We start from the raw sequence: 19,462 nt of genomic DNA, 5'->3' as shown, positions 1-19,462 counted from the left end.
CAATGTCCCATTGCGAGTCAGTGAGTCTCTTGTATTGAGATTGCATAAGCTTTTGAGTTTGGTTACCCATTGCTTACGCACTGACTCGCTCTTTTTTGCTAATCCTCTAAATTTAAACATGCTCTTACTTATCTGTTCTATTTCTTCTAAAGTCTGGTTCCGTAGCTTTAGCTCATTAACAGAATTTAAAGCAGAATCTTTTTTAAGTACTAATTCAGTATAGTTCGATTCCATAACTTCTAACTCAGCTTTTACTCTATTTTTTGAATCTCTCTCAGTTGAATACTTATTATCTATTTCCTCATTCATCCTAAGAAGTTCAATGTAATCGCTTTTTAGCACAACACTTGTTTTGTCTGTTAATCTATAAACACGCGGTATAATTATCTTATCATAAAAGTTTACAATATATCTCGAAGCGCTAAGTAAAACATAAGTTATAATTAGAACACAGAAAGCATATAGTATTGAGAAAAACAAATTCTCATAGAAATTTACTTCGGAATAGTAGATTTCTATATAAGCTATCCTTTCTTCTAGTTTGGTATCCTCATCAAAATAGAATAAGCCATAAAGCAACCTCCAATTTTTAAAAGTCCATACTATCAGTATAGTTGCCAATAAAGGATTACTCGTTTTTTGAGATATATTATCCCTGAGTGAATCGAAAATATCTTTTATCATAAAATTAAGTTCAAACTCTAATATAGTAAAGTATGAACATTATACAATTCTTGAAATGCTGCTATAGTAAATTAACTTTTTCTGCAGTTTTCAGAAATAAAAAAATTGATGTTACCCGTTTCTTCTGCTTAGATCTCTTCTGTCATGAGTAGTGCGGAGTACTATTCGCAACTGGGACAGTAGAGGAAGTTGTCTATGGATGCTAATATTCCTGTTTCTTCCCAACGTGGCTGTACCTCTTTCGGCAGTTTTTCGAAGCTGAATTTAACTCTTACTCCTGCGCATTGTCTGCAAAGGTTTGTTTGCAATTAAAGCTGCTCATAGGCTGAGCAGCTTTAAGTTTAGGATTGTTATTCTAGTTTTTTTCTCTTTTCTGTTACTTGATACTGGTATGCACAACCCGTATAAATCAACTAATATGGGTATCAGACAGAAGAATGCTCTTACAAATTATGTGCATATTAGAAGTAACTTTTGCTAAAAACTGGTAGGAACACAAAGAGGCAGGATATAGCAGGACAATCTTTTGCTTAAAAAATAGTAGCTTGAGCATCAACGTGTAAAAAAAAGGGTTGCAAGCGCTCACATAGTATAACAGCGTCTAAACCCCCATTTCTTAAGGCCTCTTTATAATGAAGAAACGTATCCTGAGTCTTTCGCTGATTTTTGCGACAAGCCTTTTGCTTAGCCTGGCTCCACGGGAAACCCAGCCTAATATTATTATCATACTGGCCGATGATATGGGCTACTCTGATATTGGCTCCTTTGGTTCTGAAATAGAAACACCGAATCTGGATGCCATGGCAGAAGGTGGTCTTAAAATGACTCAGTTCTACAATGCCTCCCGCTGCTGCCCCACACGTGCTTCCTTGCTTACAGGCCTTTACCCGCACCAGGCAGGAGTGGGGCATATGGTGAATGAAAGAGAGCAGCTAGGCTACCGGGGCATGCTGAACGAGGAGTGCGTGACCATTGCCGAAGCTTTAAAAGAAGGAGGCTACAGCACGCTGATGACCGGTAAATGGCACCTAAACGACCGTGAAGAGCACTGGCCGGTCAAGCAAGGCTTCGACCGTTACTTTGGCTTGCTGGACGGTGCAAACAGCTATTTCGGTAACCGCCCTTACCGCCCCAATCAAAAGCTGACCTATGCCCTTGATGACGCCCCCTACGCACCAGAAGAAGGTTTTTATGCCACCGATGCCTACACCGACTATGCCCTGGAATTTATAGAAGAAGGAACAGAGAAAGACAAGCCCTTCTTCCTGTACCTGGCGTACACTGCGCCGCACTGGCCTTTGCATGCACTGGAAGAAGATATAGTCAAATACAAAGGCCGGTACATGAAAGGCTGGGACAAGCTTCGCGAAGAACGTTTCCGGCGCATGCAGGAAACGGGCATCATTTCCCGCTCTACCAAACTGTCGCCCCGGGATGAAAATGTACCGGCCTGGAACTCTCTTTCAGATGAAGAGAAAAGAAGGTGGGACGAGAAGATGGCGGTATATGCGGCCGTGGTCGATCGGATGGACCAGAATATTGGTAGGCTCAGGCAGAAGCTTAAAGAACTGGGAGAAGACGAAAATACGATCATTATGTTTCTGTCAGACAACGGCGGCAGCTACGAGGCCATAGAGGGACCTGGTTTCACCCAGGAAATTCTGGAGGCGAGCAAAAAGCCACCCAGTGATCCGACCTCTTTCACGGCTTACCAGTATGAGGGAGCCAACGTAAGCAATACGCCTTTCCGTAAGTTCAAGCGTTGGGAGCATGAAGGAGGTATTTCTACGCCCTTTATTGCATACTACCCCGGCACCATCACACCGGGCAGCATCAGCCACCAACCGGCACACATCATCGACCTCATGGCAACCAGCCTGGAACTGGCCGGGGTAACCTACCCTAAAACCTATAAGGGAAACACCATCAAGCCGATGGAAGGCGTAAGCATGGCTTCTCTGTTCAACGGCCAACAGTGGCAGGGGCATGAGGCTATTTTCTTTGAACATGAAGGCAACCGCGCTGTCAGGCAGGGCGATTGGAAGCTTGTTTCTATTTATCCTGAAAACAAGTGGGCGCTTTATAACATAAAATCAGACCGGTCAGAGTTGAATGACCTCAGCGCCCGCCTTCCGGTAAAAGTGAAGCAGATGGAAAAGCTTTACGATGCCTGGGCTGCCCGCTCGAACGTGTTGCCTTTTGCAGAACTGGTAGAGTATGACAGGCAGCGGAAAAGCAAATGAGTTTCCTAGAGCGCAGAAGATGGGTTGCAAAGCAGTAGCAATACTTCAGATACACTTATTAAGTTATATGACTCGAACGGACAGACAAGACGAATGCAGCGGATAGCTTTTAAAATGAAACTGAAGCCCGGAAACGAGGCAGAGTATAAAAAACGCCACGACGAGATATGGCCGGAACTGGCGCAACTTCTGAAAGAGGCTGGAGTGCGGGATTATTCCATCTTTCTCGATGAAGAAACCAATACCTTGTTTGCCGTGCAGAAGCAGGATGGTGCCTCTTCGCAGGACTTAGGAAGTACAGCAATCGTGCAGAAGTGGTGGGCATACATGGCCGATATAATGGAAACTAACCCTGACAATTCCCCAGTAAGCGTTCCTCTAAAAGAGGTGTTTTATTTAGAGTAAAGCAGAAGATTGAGGTTAAATAAAAATTCTGCAAAAAGCTTCATCCGAATTTAGTCCCAGCGAGACGATCTGTCGATAGCCCCTGGTTCAGATATACTGCTGAGCTCCAGCGGAGCGGCCTGGTGGTACAAATTAACAGGCCACTCCGCTGGAGCTCAAAATAAATAAGGTTGGTTTCTGCCAACAGGCCGTCCCGCTGTGACTGTTGAATAGGTTCGCTGATGATGTAGTATTTAGCTTACCTCTTTTGTATAACTGGAGTGATACAAGCTGCAATCATGGCTTGAACTCAAATAAAGTGGCGCTGCAAACGCCAAACACAATGATAAAATGAATTATATGACGCATAAATTCAAATTCCTTTCTACGCTTCTTCTCTGCAGTACCATCCTGACGAACTGCCGGCAACCGCAGGCATCAGATGCTATAGCAGATACAGCAGTCACTATGCAGGCGCAAAATGCAGCGGTATGGCCGGAAGTGAAAAAAGAAACCCGCCCCTGGACGCGCTGGTGGTGGATGGGCAGCGCCGTAGATGAACAGAATATTGACAGGCTGCTGGACGAGTATGCGGCAGCAGGCATCGGCGGTGTGGAAATAGCGCCTATCTACGGGGCCATGGATTATGAGAGCAGGTACATTGATTTTCTTTCTCCCCAATGGATGAACATTCTTGATTTCACTGTAAAGAAAGCAGGTGAGGCCGGTATGACCGTAGACATGACGCAGGGAACAGGCTGGCCATTCGGTGGTCCGCAGGTGAAACCGGAGCATGCCGCCTCCAGGTTAATTGTGCAAACATATCAGCTGAAAGGCGGGCAGTCACTAGAGGAGAAGATAGTTGTAAAGGACCCGAAGCAGCAGGAGGTGGGCGCTTCGCTACAAGCAGTGATGGCTTATAGCGACAAAGGCGAAATAGAGAACATAACAGATAAAGTAGGGCAGGACGGAACACTGAACTGGACCCCGAAAGCCGGAAACTGGACGCTGTATGCTGCCTTCAACGGAAAGACGCGGCAGATGGTGAAGAGGGCGGCCCCCGGAGGGGTGGGCTATACCCTGAACCACCTTTCAGAGGATGCGGTAGAAGCCTACCTGGAACGGTTTAGCAGCGCTTTTAAGGGTCAGAACTACGGCGTAAGAGCCTTCTACAACGACAGCTACGAAGTATACGGGGCCGACTGGTCGCCGGAGTTTTTTGAGGAATTCCAGAAGCGCAGAGGCTACGATTTGCGCCTGCATTTGCGTGAGTTGGTAAGCGAGGAGCACACTGAAACGGTAGCCCGCCTGAAATCTGATTACCGCGAAACAATGGGCGAGTTGCTGCTGGACCACTTCTATGAACCCTGGAATGAATGGGCGCACCAACGCAACAGCATCACGAAAAACCAGGCACACGGTTCACCGGGTAATCTGCTTGACCTTTACGCTGCTGTAGATATCCCAGAATGCGAAACCTTCGGCTCCAGCTATTTCCCGATACCTGGACTTCGCCGCGATAGTGCCGATGTGCGCAATGTGGACCCGGACCCAATCATGCTGAAGTTTGCTTCTTCAGCTGCGCATGTTACAGGTAAGAACCTTGTTTCCTGTGAAACATTTACCTGGCTGGGGGAGCATTTCAAAACTTCTTACTCGCAGATGAAGCCGGAAGTAGAGCAGGTATTCCTCTCTGGAGTGAATCACGTGTTCTACCACGGGGTTACGTACTCCCCGGAAGATGTGGCGTGGCCAGGATGGCTGTTTTATGCCTCTCTCAACCTGACGCCGGCAAACAGCCTGTGGTCCCAGTTTAGCGGGTTCAACAACTATATTACGCGGGTGCAGTCGGTGCTACAGTCAGGCAAAGCAGATAATGAACTGCTGGTTTACTGGCCGATTCACGATGTATGGAGCAAGCCGGAAGGCATGGAGATGATGATAAAAGTGCATGATATTGATGAGTGGCTTCACCCGACACAGTTTTACAAGCAGTCCAGGCAGTTAATGGACGCTGGGTATTCTCTTGACTTTGTATCGGACAAGATGCTGAAGGAATCCAGCGTGCGCGAAGGTAAAATCATGACAGCCGCAGAAGCTCCAACATATCAGGTGCTGATTATTCCGCAGAGTAAATATATGGCAGTTGCCACGCTCGAAAGGGTGATACAATTAGCTAAAGAAGGAGCAACCGTTATCATAGAAGAGTTACCTGCCGATGTGCCGGGCCTGCATAACCTGGAGGAAAGAAGGCAGCAGCTAAACCAACTGAAAGCGTCGCTTACTTTCACGGATGCCGGGAGTGGCATCAGGCAAATGAAAACCGGGAACGGGGAAGTTTTACTGTCCCCGAATGTGCAGCAGGCGCTGGAGTACAAAAATATACAGCGCGAGGCCTTAACAGACACAGGGCTGAAGTTTACCCGCCGCCAGGTAAACGATGGAAAATATTACTACCTGGTCAACCATACCCCCAAAGCCATTGATACAATCATTCCTCTGAACATAGCAGCACAAACTGTGGTGCTGATGGACCCGCAGAGCGGCAATACTGGGTTGGCCATGGCGTCTACAGCAAATAGTAAAACGAATGTGCGGGTACAGATGAAGCCGGGAGAAGCGCTTATTCTCCGGGCAACATCAGGACAGGCACCGGGTATGATGGCGTGGCAATACCTGGAAAATGTCGGGTCACCGATAGAAGTAAAAGGAGACTGGGCTTTGCAGTTTACACAGGGTGGTCCAGAGCTTCCTGCCGACCAGAAACTGAGTCAGCTGAAATCCTGGACAGAACTCGGTGACAAAAAAGCGGAGGCCTTTTCAGGTACTGGTGAATATACCACCACGTTTGATTTGCCCGCTAAAAACGCAGAAGAGTATGTGTTGAATTTAGGCAAAGTAAACGAAAGCGCACGTGTCTGGATTAACGGGCAAGAGGTCGGTATTTTAGGGAGTATACCGTTCCAGGCGAGAGTGGGGCAGTATTTAAAACCAGGCAAAAATACGCTGAAAGTAGAGGTAGCGAACCTAATGGCCAACCGCATCCGGGACATGGACCAGAAGAAAATTGAATGGCGAAAATACCACGAGATAAACTTCGTGAACATCGACTACAAACCATTTGATGCCTCGGTATGGAAGCCCATGCCATCAGGCTTGCTTGGCCCGGTAACTATTACACCGTATAGCACTGCCACTGCCAAAGAGGTAAGCGCACTACAAAAGGAGTAAGGCGGAGCATGCCCGGCGGGTAAATGATAATGAAGTAAAATAACTGAGAACAAGGCGTTATGAAAATTCTTTCTGTTGCTGTAAATACAGTCCTGCTGGCAGCTGTAGCTTTCCTTTGCGGCTGTAGCACAGCAGACAGTACAACAGGCACCGAACCAGAAGAGATTGACCGTTATGCACTGGTAACCCGCCATAACATCACATTATCAAAACCAGATACACTAGCCTCCTTATCAGTTGGCAACGGGGATTTTGCTTTCACAGTAGACGTGACGGGGCTGCAGAGTTACCCGGAGTATTATGAGAATGGGGTGTCGCTGGGCACGCAGTCACAGTGGGGATGGCATGTGACTCCGACTGACCAAAACTATACCTTGGCGGATGTAGCCCAGTATGATACGGCAGCTAACGGCAGAGTCATTCCGTTCCCGGTGCAGCACAAAGGAAGCGGACGCAAGGTAGATGCCATGAACTGGCTGCGCACCAATCCGCACCGGCTGCACCTGGGCGTGATAGGACTGGTGCTGCTGAAAGAAAACGGAGAGCAAGTGCCTATCCAGGAACTGCAGCATATCAACCAGACGCTGAACCTTTGGACAGGTAAAATAGAGAGCAGGTATGAAGTAGAAGGCACACCTGTAACAGTAGAACTGTACGGGCATCAGGAGAAAGATGGATTTGCTGCACGTGTAACCTCGCCGCTTATCGCTCAAAATAGACTCAAAGTATCCTTCAAGTTCCCTTTCGGTGCAGATTGCCACGTATGCCCAGGCTATAATTGGGAAGATGAGGACAAACATACTACAACGCTTGCCCGACCTGAAGCTGGTGTCAACCAGGTGCAGCTGAAAAGGCAGCTAGATTCCACCACCTATTACACCGATGTGCGCTGGAACGAGAAAGGTAGTTTCCAGGAAAAAGAAAAGCATTATTTTGAACTACTACCATCAGCGGATGAAGAGAGCTTTAAGTTCAGTGTGTTGTTTAGCCAGAACCAGCAGGGTGAAGTTTTAGGATTTGAAGCAGCACAAGCGCAAAGTGAGGAGCAGTGGGAGCAGTTTTGGAAAGGAGGGGGCGTAGTCGATTTCTCCGGCTCAACAGATTCGCGGGCACACGAACTGGAGCGGCGGGTTGTTTTGTCACAGTACCTTACCAAAATACAATGCACCGGAGATCTGCCGCCGCAAGAAACTGGTCTGACCATGAACAGCTGGTATGGTAAGCCGCACCTGGAGATGCACTGGTGGCACGGCGTGCATTTTGCACTGTGGGACCGCCTGCCGTTGCTGGAGAAAAGCCTTCCCTGGTATACGAAAGTAATGCCGAAAGCCCATGCCACCGCTGAATGGCAGGGGTATGAGGGGGTAAGATGGCAGAAAATGACGGACCCTAAAGGGAACGAAAGCCCCTCCGATATCGGCCCTTATCTTATCTGGCAGCAACCACACATCATTTATTTCTCAGAACTGGTTTACCGCCAGAAGCCCACCGAAGAGACGCTGGAGAAGTACAAAGACCTTGTGTTCGAAACGGCGGATTTTATGGCCTCCTTCCCAACCTACAGCCAACAGGATGAGCAGTATCATCTGGCGGCGCCCCTGATACCGGCACAGGAGCTTTTCCCAGCTCATGAAACCAATGACCCTCCTTTTGAGCTGGCTTACTGGCACTATGGCCTTTCGGTGGCGCAGGAGTGGCGTAAGCGGCTGGGCCTGCCTGAAAACGAGAAATGGCAGGACGTGATAGATAAACTGGCTCCACTGGCCGTAAAAGATGGTTTATACCTGCCAAGCGCGACACATCCGCAGGCCTATACCGACGACCTTTATCGCCGGGACCATCCGGTGGTAGTGGGTGCATATGGCTTCCTGCCGCTCAGCCAGAAGATCGATACCGCCATTATGCAAAATACTTTTAATGAAATTCTGAATAACTGGCAGTGGGAGACCACCTGGGGTTGGGATTACCCGATGATGGCCATGAGTGCTGCTCGCTTGAACATGCCTGAAAAAGCTGTGGATGCGCTGTTCATGGACACTCAGAAGAATACTTACCTGCCCAACGGGCACAACTACCAGGACGAACGCCTGCGCATTTACCTGCCAGGCAATGGTGGCCTACTAACGGCCGTGGCCATGATGGCCGCTGGGTGGGACGGAGCACCTGAAAGACAGACACCCGGCTTTCCGGATAATGGGAAATGGAAAGTGAGATGGGAGGGCCTTCACCAGATGCCTTAATGTCCACCGCGTTGGCAGTTCTAAGGAGATTGCCTGTTTTATACTAGCTAATGAGAAGTCATAAAATACGAAAAGCAGCATTAAAGTGAGAAAAAGCCTTTGTATCAGCATTAAAAGTGTTCTGTTGTTACTCCTGGTTGTGCTCCTCTGCACAGCGGCGCAGGCGCAGACAGCATCCGGCAAAATACCGGCTTCAGCCAAGTGGTCGGAAAGGATGGCACTGTCCATCATGAAGAACAACCCGGAGCCCTGGATGATAGAGTTTAATGAACAACCTGTATGGAGTTATCCGCAGGGGCTGGTGCTCCTTGGCTTCGAGAAAATATATAAACAGAACCCGAAGCAACAGTACCTGGACTACATCAAGGCCTATGCCGATGAGATGATTGATGAGAAAGGTAACATCAAAACGTATGATGCCGCCTCCTTCAATATTGATATGGCAAACTCAGGCAAAATACTCTTCGACCTTTATGAGCGAACCAAAGATGAAAAGTATAAAATAGCCATTGAGACGCTTCGCCACCAAATGAAGTGGCAGCCCCGCACAACAGAAGGAGGCTTTTGGCACAAGCTGCGCTACCCTTGGCAAATGTGGCTTGACGGTGCTTATATGGGGGCACCTTTCCTGGCGCAGTATGGCAAAACGTTTGGTGATAAAGAGGCTTTCGATGATGTGGCAAAACAAATGATCCTGCTGGAGAAACACACCAGAGATCCTAAAACAGGATTGCTCTATCACGGCTGGGATGAGAGCAGGTTTCAGCCGTGGGCAAACCCTGAAACAGGTACTTCCCCTAACTTTTGGGGAAGGGCGATGGGGTGGTATGCCATGGCTCTGGTTGATGTGCTGGATTATTTCCCGCAGGACCACCCGAAGCGGGATGAGGTAATAGGTATACTACAGCGGCTGGCACCGGCCCTACAAAAGTACCAGGATGCTAAAACAGGGCTTTGGTACCAGGTAGTGGACCAGGGGACGCGCGAAGGCAACTACCTGGAGGCATCGGCTTCCAGTATGTTTGTGTATGCCCTGGCCAAAGGGGCGAATAAAGGCTATCTGGATAAGCAGTACAGGAAAGTTGCGGAGAAGGGGTTTAAAGGTATCATTGATAACCTGATAGAGGTGAAGCCTGATGGCGAAGTGCTGCTGCACAAAGTATGTGCCGTAGCAGGACTAGGGGGCAACCCTTACCGGGATGGTTCTTACGAGTATTATGTAAACGAACTCATCCGGACCAATGACCCAAAAGGGACCGGACCTTTTGTCTTAGCCAGTCTGGAGTTAAACAGATAAATTATAAAACTTTATGAAGACCTACGGCAGGTAAACTGTACCCGCAACATTGTAAGTAAACCAGAACGATGACACATTTAATCGACCGCTTTACAATGCCGCCAGGGTTATACATGAGCTTATTTAACAAAACAATATGCTGAAGAACTGCAGAATACTTCTACTATGCCTGCTGCTGGTGGGCTTTACCTTCCCGGCAAAAAAAGAAATTACGATTTACCTGGCCGGGGACTCTACCATGCAAACCTATAAAGAGTCTGAAACGCCCATGCGGGGCTGGGGCCAATACCTGGGCCTATTCTTCGATGAGGATGTAAAAGTTGTGAACAAAGCCATTGGCGGCCGCAGCACCCGTACTTTCATCAGCGAAGAGCGCTGGCAAGGCATCGTAGACAATCTGCAAAAAGGTGATTGGGTGTTCATCCAGTTTGGGCACAACGACAATTCCAGCAATCCGGCACGCCATACCACGCCCGAAGACTACCGGAACAACCTGCGGAAGTTTGTAAACGAGGTGCGTGCTAAAAAGGCAAATCCGCTACTGCTGACCTCCATTACCACGCGCCGGTTTGATGAGCAGGGAAAATTGAATACAGCTATCGGCCCTTACCCGGATATTACGCGTGAAGTAGCCGCCAAACTGAAGGTGCCGCTCATCGACCTGAACAGGAAAACAGGAGAGTATGTTCAGTCATTGGGAGAGGAGGAAGCCAAAAAGCTGTACATGTGGCTGGAGCCCGGGGAGCACCCTAAATACCCGGACGGCCTTCAAGACGACACGCACATGCAGGAACCCGGCGCGTTGAAAGTCGCAGAACTGGCTGTTAAAGGTATAAGAGAGTTAAAACTGAAGCCGCTGGTGAAGAATCTGAAGCCAGAAGCGCAGCACCAGGAGTAGTTTGTGCCATCGACTTATTCAAAGGGAGTAGCGCTACTAAAGAAACTGGTAGGAAAGTTTACCTAACAGAACTTGCCGCATCTGTTGAATAACCGAACGAATCAAACTATACATAGCAGGTTCAGCAGCTAAAAAATCACAAGTTTACGTTGGTGCTGTTCTTAACTTCTAACTTGCTGTCATCTTTCGTGTCGATGTCAACATCATCAAACGTCCAGTTTTTGGCATGAGAGATTTCGCCTGCCGTGGCGGCATCTATTTCAATATCATTCAGATGGAAGTTCTCTATGTAAGACTGGGGGATACCAGCAGCAGAAAGAGCCTTTTTGGCATCTTTAACCTTTATGTCGGAGATGTACACATCCCTGAACTTGGGAATGCCGCGTTCTTCCGGTTCTACTTTCTGTAGCATCGTTTTCCAGTGCTGTGGTATCGTTTTATAAGAATAGCCTTCGGGTAAAGTAGAGTAGCTGTAGCTTGGGTTCCAGTTCATGGATACTTCAATGGGAACGCCTACGCCATTCATCTCGATGTCCTGCATGTAAATGTTTTCTACGGTGCCGCCTCTGGTTGTAGCCGACTTAAAACGGATGCCCACACCTGTTCCTTTTGCTTTGAGGTTATGCGCTAGTACATGCCGGATGCCGCCGGATGTTTCGCTGACAAAGGTGATAAGCCCGCCACCTGCGCGGGAAATGCAGTCTCGGATCAGCACATATTCGGTAGGGCGATTTACCCGTAAGCCATCCCAATCACGGCCAGCCTTTAGGCAGAAGTTATCGTCGTTGCAATCAATGTCGCTGTTCTGCACCAGTATGTAAGAAGAGGAGTCGATATCAATGCCGTCGGTGCTGGGGCCGTGTCCGTCGATGTTGTTCTGAATCACGACGCCGTCCACGGTGATATGATCGGAGTACAGGATATGGATCGTCCAGAAGCCGGCCTGTTTCATCGTGATGTCTTTGATGGTCACATCCGAAGACTCAGATACCAGCAGCGTGCGCGGACGCTTGGCATCGTAGTCTACAATCCAGCGCAAGCCTTTTGGCTCATACTCTTTGCGCATGTTCCAGTACAAATCCCAGAAGGGCTTGCCCTGCGCATGCACAATTCCTTTACCCGAAATAGCCACGTTATCCTGGTCCAGCACATTGATCAGGGCCGAAGGCCATCTCATTTCAATACCCGCTACCCGTGTATCTATCTCCGGGTAATCAGCCAGGTTCTGGCTTCCTAAAATCTGAACGCCTTCGTCAATCCGCAGGTGAACGCCTTTCTTCAGGTAGATGGATCCCGTGAGGTAGTTGCCGGGTTCGAAGGAGACGATGCCTCCGCCTTTGGCTGCACAGGCATCGATGGCGGCCTGAATAGCTTTTGTATTGAGTGTTTTGCCATCGTTCACGGCGCCATACTTTGTTACTTCATATACGCTCTTTTTGGTGGGTATTTGCTTTGCGCCCACTTCCTTCAGCCAGGGCAGGTCTGGCAGTTCGTTTTTTGAGGTTTTCGCCTGAAAGCCGATAAAGGCGAAAGAAAGCACTAAAAGAAGGCATAAGGTGATGATGCTATTATATCTCATAATGGAAGGTATGTTATCTTGATTAGCTCCAGCTACAGCTTTTAGCGATTGCTAAGTTCAGGTTAGTGTCAATTTGCTTGTATCTGTCTAATTTAATTCATTGAGTTAAATTTTCTATCCTGCTCTATCCTGCAACAAACCTACGGCAGGTATAACGCATGTGGTGTGGAAGAACTTGTTTACTTTTTCCCGCTACAACCATACAAATTTACTGGAGCACCCCATACCACAGGATAGTCTTGTAAGCAGGAGGTGTTATATTACCTTCAGATTAATAAAACGGACATTAAATGGACTTTAGATTCGGAGGACTTTTAGGGTTGTGCCTGCTGTTGTTCTTCAGCAACAGGTTAGCGGCAAACATTAAACTTCCTGCCCTGCTTTCTGATAATATGGTTTTGCAGCAGAATACAGGTGTAACACTCTGGGGTTGGGCTGACCCGGGCGAAGCAGTGGAAGTGACCGGGAGTTGGAATAACCAGGCGGTAAAGACGAACGCTGATGCAACCGGCAATTGGCAGGTAAAGCTCTATACCCCGAAAGCAGGCGGACCTTATACCATCTTGTTCAAAGGGAACAATGTCATACAACTGAATAATGTGCTGGCAGGCGAAGTGTGGATTTGCTCCGGCCAGAGCAACATGCATTTCCCTGTGGCACCGATTGAAAATTCCGGCTGGGCAACGGGTGTGGTCAACTACCAGGAGGAAATAGCAAAGGCAGGTTACCCCCAGATAAGGATGTTTACGGTAGCGCGCGAAGTAGCAGACGAGCCACAGCAAGATGTGGAAGGAAACTGGCAGGTTGCCAGCCCGGCTACTGTTGGTGACTTTTCGGCAGTGGCTTATTTCTTTGCAAGAGAAATCTATGAAAAGACCGGACTGCCGATAGGCTTGATAAACACCTCATGGGGCGGAACACCCGCAGAAGGCTGGACCCAAAAGGAGGTGCTAGAATCTGATGCTGACTTGATACCGATACTGGAAAGGTATACGGTGGATGTAGAAAAGTATCCGGAGGCGATAGAGGTGTACAGGGAGGAGCTGGAAAATTGGAAAAAGGAGTCGGAGGAAGCAAAGGATAGAGGCGAAAAGCCTGCCGCTGCCCCGCGTGAGCCAATGGGGCCGAAGCATCACAAGTCTCCTTACAAGCTATACAATGCCATGGTTGCGCCGCTGTTGCCTTATACTATCAAAGGTGCTATCTGGTACCAGGGCGAGTCCAATGCCGAGAGAGCCTACCAGTACCGCAAGCTTTTCCCGGCTATGATTGCCAACTGGCGGCAAGGCTGGAAAAGTGATTTCCCTTTCTACTTTGTGCAGATTGCCCCGCACCGGAGCCAGCGGCCAGAGATACGGGAAGCGCAGTTATTAACCATGCAAACGGTTCCCAACACAGGTATGGCTGTTATCACCGATGCCGGAGACTCGCTGGATATTCACCCGCAAAACAAGCAGGTGGTCGGAAAGCGCCTGGCACTATGGGCACTGGCAAAGAACTACGGGCAGAAAAATATCGTCTATTCCGGCCCTGTCTACAAATCCATGCAGGTAGCTAAGAATAAGATAAAGCTATCGTTTGACCATGTCGCCGGAGGTTTGGTAGCAAAGGATGGCGACTTAACAGAGTTTACCATTGCCGGTGCTGATCAGCAGTTTGTTCCGGCGCAGGCTAAGATAGAAGGAAACAAAGTGGTGGTCTGGAGTAATGAGGTGAAGAATCCCGTAGCCGTACGGTTTGCCTGGGAGCGGATACCGGAACCAAACCTGTACAACAAAGCCGGACTGCCTGCTACTCCTTTCCGGACAGACACCTGGCAGGCGGAGACTTATGGTAAAAATTGATACAACTGCGGAACTAAGAAGCTAAGTAATCCTGAAAAAGTGTTTCAACCTGATATTCCTGAAATATGCAAATAAGCTGTTCTACCCTTCAAATAGCAAAGCGACTGAAACTACTTTTTCTGACATCAGGAGGTGCCGGAATGGTGATAGCAGGTGTAAGTATTCTAGGGCTTTCTTCGACGGCCTCGGCACAGGTTGTGGAAGGTATAGATTACTCTGACAGAGCCCATGTGGACAAGACCTTTGATATGGCGGGTACCGATATCTTTGGGCAGCGTTTCCCTTCGGAAAGCCTTATTATAACAGACCCTGTAACAGGCGTTAAAGTAACAGCCCTAACCACCTCCAGGCACAGCAGTTCTAAAATCTACCAGGACCACCCCAACTGGACGGCGGATGGAAAGTACATCGTCTTCAGCTCGAACAGGAATACTGCGGCAGGAGGGAACGTAACGTTTGCCAGCGACAAAACACCGCAGAGAGTCCGGCAGTATTACGCCATCTCCATGGATAACCACGAAATTGTTCAGGTGACGACAGGCCGCAGTGGTGGCGATCTGCTGCTAGGACATAAGCGAAACGTAGCTTTTCAAATCCGGGATAACCAGGTAGTGGAAGTGAATCTGGAGAAATTACTCGCTGACAGCAAACAGGGAAAGGTGAAGCACCCCACCAACTATGAAAAGGTAGTGGCTACTATCCCTGACGAACTGAAGCCAGGTGGGATGTGCCTGGATGTAAGCGAAAAAAGAATTTTCTTCTCAACAAGAGCAGATAACGATCACTCTGCTATTTATAGCGTGGACTTTGACAGCAACAAAACGACAAAGCTTGTAGAAGTACCTTTCAGAACAGGCCATTTTCAGGCAAACCCCTTTGTTTCCGGTGAAATGATGTACTGCTGGGAAACAGGTGGCGACGCGCCGCAACGGATGTGGGTCTTGAGTGTCGACAAAAAAGGTAAAGTAACGAACCGGCCCGTCTATAAAGAAAAGGCTGATGAGTGGGTAACGCACGAAATATTTGCAGGTCCCGACCATATCATGTTCAACATAATGGGTCATATTGATCGGCTGAGAAAGAACCCTACAGGAATTGTCTTGTTTAACATCCGCACCAATGAAGTTGTCAAAAGACTGGGGCAGGCCAAAGAGCTAGGAGGCTACTGGCATGCTGCAGGCACAAAGAATTTAAAGTGGGCAGTAGGCGATTCTTTCGACGGTAATATTTATCGGATAAATGTAGAAACAGGTGACGCAACGCTACTCACGACTGGCCACCGACCTAACACCAAAAGCCCTTTTTCAAGCCAGGCACATGCCCATCAATCTATTAGCCCGGATGGAAAATGGGTACTCTTCAATTCCAGTATGCTCACAGATAGTGATATCATGATGGTGCCGCTGCATCCGGAAGGGTTGTAGAGTAGGAAAACGGCAGTAGGAGCGATTGTAGCAGTAAAGCATTAGCAATGGAAAAAGTCTGAGGCAAAACGAAGCAGCAGACTCCCCTCCTTGGATTAGCCAAAACGAGAGTTTTGACCTAACGAGCGTAGCTCTGAGGGATAGGGGTGGTTTGACCCGGAAAGCACAAGCGCGTCTGGAGACTCGCACCCACTGTTCGTCACCGGTTGGATACCGGCGCCAGAATAGACTATAACCGCTTCTTGCTCTTATCTTTATTGTCGGTCTTTTTTGGAACGATAATATCCGGACGGGGCGGCTTTTCCATACCATGCCCCAGGTAGAAACTGGTGTGCGGCGGCTGGTTATATCCTACGTTCTGCCACGTAATGCTCAGCCGGTACTGCGGGTCGTGCATCAGGGTGTACAGGCGGTGGTTAGTGGGGATGGTGGTGGTGTAGATGCGGAGGCTTTGATTGTCTTCTGTTCTGAAAATCACTTCCTCGCGCCAGTCGCCAAACAAGTCTGCGCTTAAAGCGGGGGTTGCTTTGGTACCGTTGTTAGAAGTAGCACCTTCCGCTGTTAGTAAGCGCACCTGTTGCTCCTGATTATAGTCCCACTTATCAATGTAGTTGCTGTTGAGGAGTTCCCGCAGCAGGTCACCGTCCCACCAGATGGCGAAGTTGGTGGAAGAGGGATTTTTGCCGATTTTCTCGCCCTTTACATTATACAGCCCCTTGTTGCCGTTCCACCACATTTCTGCACTGGGGTTACGTGGATCGATGTCTGCTGCCAGGCCACGGCCAACATCCTGTCCTTCTTCGCCTCCCCAGATGATTTCTCCTGTCCGGGCGTTGTAGAGGGCTACACCGTAGCCGGTTGCGTTTGTTTCGTTTTCATGGATGCCCCAGGCCAGCTGGTCGGGGTTGCTTGGGTCAAGCTGACTTACGTGCAAAGCATCGCCGTGGCGGAGGCCGGTGGTGTAGATGCCCTTGCCATTGTCGTCTACCGCCATCGCACCGTAGACAATTTCATCTTTGCCGTCTTTGTCTATATCGTTTACGCTGAGGCTGTGATTGCCCTGGCCGGAAAAAGGATTTTCACCGTCTTCTGTATCAAATACCCAACGGGAGGTTAGCTTTCCGTCGCGCCAATCCCAAGCAGCTATCACAGACCGGCCATAGTAGCCGCGAGCCATCAGCACACTGGGCAGTTTACCGTCGAGGTATGCGGCTCCTGCCAGGAAACGATCTACCCGATTGCCGTCGCAGTCGTTGCCGCTGTTGCCACCCACGCCGCCCCAGCCGCACAAGTCGCCTCTGCCGGGTATGAAATCGGCGGTAGCAAGCGCTGCACCGGTTCGCCCATCAAACACGGTAAAATATTCCGGCCCTTGCAGGATTTTCCCGTTTTTATCGCGCCAGTCTTTACAAGCATCGCCAATCACTTTGCCCTTTCCGTCTACAGTGCCGTCGGCGGTTTTGCAGGCGAACTCTGCGATGCCGTCTCCATCCATATCTATAACGATGAACTGCGTGTAGTGCGCTCCTTCCCGGATGTTCTTGCCCAGGTTTATTTTCCAGAGCAATTCACCGTCCAAAGTATAAGCATGAAAAATGGGTTCATCGGTGAAGCCTTTTGCAGGCGTGTCGCGGCTCCTGCCGGTCATATGGATGATGATTTCATATTGTCCATCCCCGTTCAGGTCACCTACAGAGGCATCGTTAGGCGAGTAGCCTTCCGGCGTTTGTAGCGGAAGGGTTAGGTAGTTCTGGCGCCATGCAGCTGCGGCTTCAGAAGCTTCACGCTCTTTTCCGTTCAGCACTGGTCTCACAAAATAAACAGTTTCCTGATTCTGGTTTACTCCTGCATCTGTGTAATTCGTACTTTCGGTAATCGGCTTTTTGTTTAGCTTCACAGGTTTTTTACTTCCTGTCTTCCGATAAAGGTTGAAGGCTGTTTCTTCTGGCTCTGTTCCGAGCAGGCGCCAGCTTACAAATACAGAATCATCCCCTGCAGGTACAGCTACCACGCCACGGTTCAGGTATTCCATTTGCCGCTGCGCAGTAGCCTGCGTCAGATTCAGGAAAAGGAAAAAGCTTAACAAGGATATTATTTTACTTTGGTTCTTCATGTCCATTTCTTTATGGAAGCAGATGTGTCAAAAAAACCGTCTTAGCTTCCGTCTGGCTTTACTGCCGTTACATCAGGACTTTGCGGAAGCTGCCATTTCTCCACCGGGTCCGGGTTAGCGGGATCAAATGGTTTCACATCGTCCCGCAGGTAATCTGCCAGCTTTAAGTTGTTTTTCTTAATGCCCTCCACTATGCCTCTGGCAAGCTGGTAGGCCCCATACGTGCTAAAGTGGGTGTTGTCTTCCAACTCTGTATCCTGTCCGGGAAAAGTGCCGGCAGGATAATGCACAAAAGCTTTTTTAGACTTTTCAGGCCCCATGGCTTCATAGAACTCCTTGCTCATCGCGTTCAGGTCAACCAGTGCTACCTGCTCTTCTTTTGCCGTCTGGCGCACCGCCTCCGGGTAGTCTCCCAGCGTGTTGATGATCTTGCCCTGCTCGTCAAAGTTGCGGCGATGCATCGACGTGACCAGCACTGGTATGGCTCCGCGTTTACGAGCCTCGGAGATATAGTGCTTCAGCATGTCTTTGTACGTGGTGAATGGCTCTACATGAGAGGAGCCTGGTTTCTGATCGTTATGGGCAAATTCAATGAACAGGTAGTCGTTGGGCTTGATGACACTCAATATTTTTGCCAGCCGTTTCTCCCCGACAAAAGCTTTTAATGACTCCCCTGATTCGGCATAGTTGGTGACTACCACACCGGGTTTAAAGAAGCGCGGAATCATCTGTCCCCAGGCGGCCCATGGTTCGAATTCCTGGTCTACCACCGTAGAGTTTCCTGCCAGGTACATGCTAATCACATCGTTTACCTCCCTGATTTCAATGGCGGCCACACAGGGGCGGGAGTTGTTGAATTCCAGTGTCAGCTTATCGTCCCAGTTCAGGTATACATTTTCCCGGGGCTTCAGGCGGATGCTTTCTTCAGCACCAATGCGAGGCGTGCGCACGTTTACGGTGAAGGTGTGGGATTCTACTTTGCCGGATGGCGTTTGCACCTCTTCCAGCATCAGCCTTCTTGACTCCGCTTTTACAGTGGTATTGGAAATGCCCTGCAGGTCGCCCAGCAGTACCGTTACTTCGTAATTTCCCTCTGGCAGGTCTACTGCAAAATAGAAAGGAGCTTGGCTGGTTACAAAGTCGCTGCGTAAGGCATCTGCACCTTCCCGGTTGATGGCCTGCACAGGAGATTTGCTGATGATGCCGTAGCCACGCTCTTTTGTATAAATAGTAGCTGGTGTTATCTGCTGATACCCTGGCTGCACCTCTCCGGAGCCAAAGTCAAATTTTTTTAGAATAGCCTGCGCTGTCTCAGCGTTGGCATTGTCAGGTGTGGTTGGCGTTTCAGAAGGCTGTGGGGCAGCGTTGTTAGCCTCCAGTTGTGCATTCGCCTGCCCTATACCTGTCTCGTCCGTCTTTGTTGTTTTACAGCCTAACAAGAAGCAGCAGATAGTGCTGCTTAGCATTACCTGCCTTATAAACTGATGCCTCATTGGCTGACGAACGCTCTGCCTCATGCCGGGTT

General features: G+C 49.0%; 12 protein-coding genes. 8 read left to right on the top strand and 4 right to left on the bottom strand.

Going from position 1 to position 19,462, the window contains the following annotated elements; genetic code table 11:
* Positions 1-684, bottom strand: a 684-nt coding sequence (locus E1919_RS10870) for a hypothetical protein (RefSeq protein WP_162053410.1), incomplete at its 3' end; no start/stop codon positions are given.
* A 632-nt stretch (positions 685-1,316) separates the two neighbouring features.
* Between E1919_RS10870 and E1919_RS10865 the strand changes: the two genes are divergently transcribed.
* The 6 genes from E1919_RS10865 (at position 1,317) to E1919_RS10840 (ending at position 10,977) form a co-directional block, all read left to right on the top strand.
* Complete coding sequence (locus tag E1919_RS10865) at positions 1,317-2,927, top strand: arylsulfatase (RefSeq protein ID WP_162053409.1); 1,611 nt, start codon at positions 1,317-1,319, stop codon at positions 2,925-2,927.
* A 93-nt stretch (positions 2,928-3,020) separates the two neighbouring features.
* Complete coding sequence (rhaM, locus tag E1919_RS10860) at positions 3,021-3,332, top strand: L-rhamnose mutarotase (RefSeq protein ID WP_162053408.1); 312 nt, start codon at positions 3,021-3,023, stop codon at positions 3,330-3,332.
* A 339-nt stretch (positions 3,333-3,671) separates the two neighbouring features.
* Positions 3,672-6,542: a glycosyl hydrolase gene (locus E1919_RS10855; protein ID WP_202915900.1), complete on the top strand. Its 2,871-nt coding sequence runs from the start codon at positions 3,672-3,674 to the stop codon at positions 6,540-6,542.
* A gap of 59 nt (positions 6,543-6,601) precedes the next feature.
* A complete protein-coding gene (locus E1919_RS10850) occupies positions 6,602-8,782 on the top strand; it encodes a hypothetical protein (RefSeq protein WP_162053407.1) in 2,181 nt (726 codons plus the stop codon).
* 85 nt (positions 8,783-8,867) lie between these two features.
* The gene (locus E1919_RS10845) at positions 8,868-10,079 is read left to right on the top strand and encodes a glycoside hydrolase family 88/105 protein (protein ID WP_237144260.1); all 1,212 of its coding nucleotides are present in this window, start codon (positions 8,868-8,870) and stop codon (positions 10,077-10,079) included.
* Between the two features lie 136 nt (positions 10,080-10,215).
* Complete coding sequence (locus E1919_RS10840; RefSeq protein WP_162053406.1) at positions 10,216-10,977, top strand: rhamnogalacturonan acetylesterase; 762 nt, start codon at positions 10,216-10,218, stop codon at positions 10,975-10,977.
* A 136-nt stretch (positions 10,978-11,113) separates the two neighbouring features.
* Here E1919_RS10840 and E1919_RS10835 read toward each other — a convergent pair whose 3' ends face one another.
* Entirely contained in the window at positions 11,114-12,556 is a 1,443-nt protein-coding gene (locus tag E1919_RS10835; RefSeq protein ID WP_162053405.1) for a glycoside hydrolase family 28 protein, read from the bottom strand.
* 290 nt (positions 12,557-12,846) lie between these two features.
* Here E1919_RS10835 and E1919_RS10830 point away from each other — a divergent pair, with 290 nt between their 5' ends.
* Together E1919_RS10830 and E1919_RS10825 are read left to right on the top strand one after the other, a co-directional pair.
* Positions 12,847-14,400, top strand: coding sequence for a sialate O-acetylesterase (locus E1919_RS10830; RefSeq protein ID WP_162053404.1), 1,554 nt, complete (start codon positions 12,847-12,849; stop codon positions 14,398-14,400).
* 65 nt (positions 14,401-14,465) lie between these two features.
* Entirely contained in the window at positions 14,466-15,824 is a 1,359-nt protein-coding gene (locus tag E1919_RS10825; protein ID WP_162053403.1) for a TolB-like translocation protein, read from the top strand.
* Positions 15,825-16,053: 229 nt separating this feature from the next.
* On the opposite strand, the gene E1919_RS10820 is transcribed toward E1919_RS10825, so the two are convergent.
* Positions 16,054-17,937, bottom strand: a complete 1,884-nt coding sequence (locus E1919_RS10820) for a rhamnogalacturonan lyase (protein WP_202915899.1) — start codon at positions 17,935-17,937, stop codon at positions 16,054-16,056.
* Between the two features lie 41 nt (positions 17,938-17,978).
* Positions 17,979-19,454, bottom strand: a complete 1,476-nt coding sequence (locus E1919_RS10815; RefSeq protein ID WP_237144253.1) for a rhamnogalacturonan acetylesterase — start codon at positions 19,452-19,454, stop codon at positions 17,979-17,981.
* Between the last annotated feature and the right edge of the window lie 8 nt (positions 19,455-19,462).

It is taken from the genome of Pontibacter pamirensis, from assembly GCF_010015475.1.
Taxonomy (GTDB): domain Bacteria; phylum Bacteroidota; class Bacteroidia; order Cytophagales; family Hymenobacteraceae; genus Pontibacter; species Pontibacter pamirensis.
The sequence above is the reverse complement of the archived record's forward strand: the minus strand, read 5'-3'. Positions and strand labels throughout refer to the sequence as shown.

Coding starts and splice junctions, on each gene's coding strand:
- E1919_RS10835 (WP_162053405.1), bottom strand. CDS start 12,556: ATGAGATATAATAGCATCATCACCTTATGCCTTCTTTTAGTGCTTTCT.
- E1919_RS10825 (WP_162053403.1), top strand. CDS start 14,466: ATGCAAATAAGCTGTTCTACCCTTCAAATAGCAAAGCGACTGAAACTA.
- E1919_RS10820 (WP_202915899.1), bottom strand. CDS start 17,937: ATGAAGAACCAAAGTAAAATAATATCCTTGTTAAGCTTTTTCCTTTTC.
- rhaM (WP_162053408.1), top strand. CDS start 3,021: ATGCAGCGGATAGCTTTTAAAATGAAACTGAAGCCCGGAAACGAGGCA.
- E1919_RS10855 (WP_202915900.1), top strand. CDS start 3,672: ATGACGCATAAATTCAAATTCCTTTCTACGCTTCTTCTCTGCAGTACC.
- E1919_RS10850 (WP_162053407.1), top strand. CDS start 6,602: ATGAAAATTCTTTCTGTTGCTGTAAATACAGTCCTGCTGGCAGCTGTA.
- E1919_RS10865 (WP_162053409.1), top strand. CDS start 1,317: ATGAAGAAACGTATCCTGAGTCTTTCGCTGATTTTTGCGACAAGCCTT.
- E1919_RS10840 (WP_162053406.1), top strand. CDS start 10,216: ATGCTGAAGAACTGCAGAATACTTCTACTATGCCTGCTGCTGGTGGGC.
- E1919_RS10815 (WP_237144253.1), bottom strand. CDS start 19,454: ATGAGGCAGAGCGTTCGTCAGCCAATGAGGCATCAGTTTATAAGGCAG.
- E1919_RS10830 (WP_162053404.1), top strand. CDS start 12,847: ATGGACTTTAGATTCGGAGGACTTTTAGGGTTGTGCCTGCTGTTGTTC.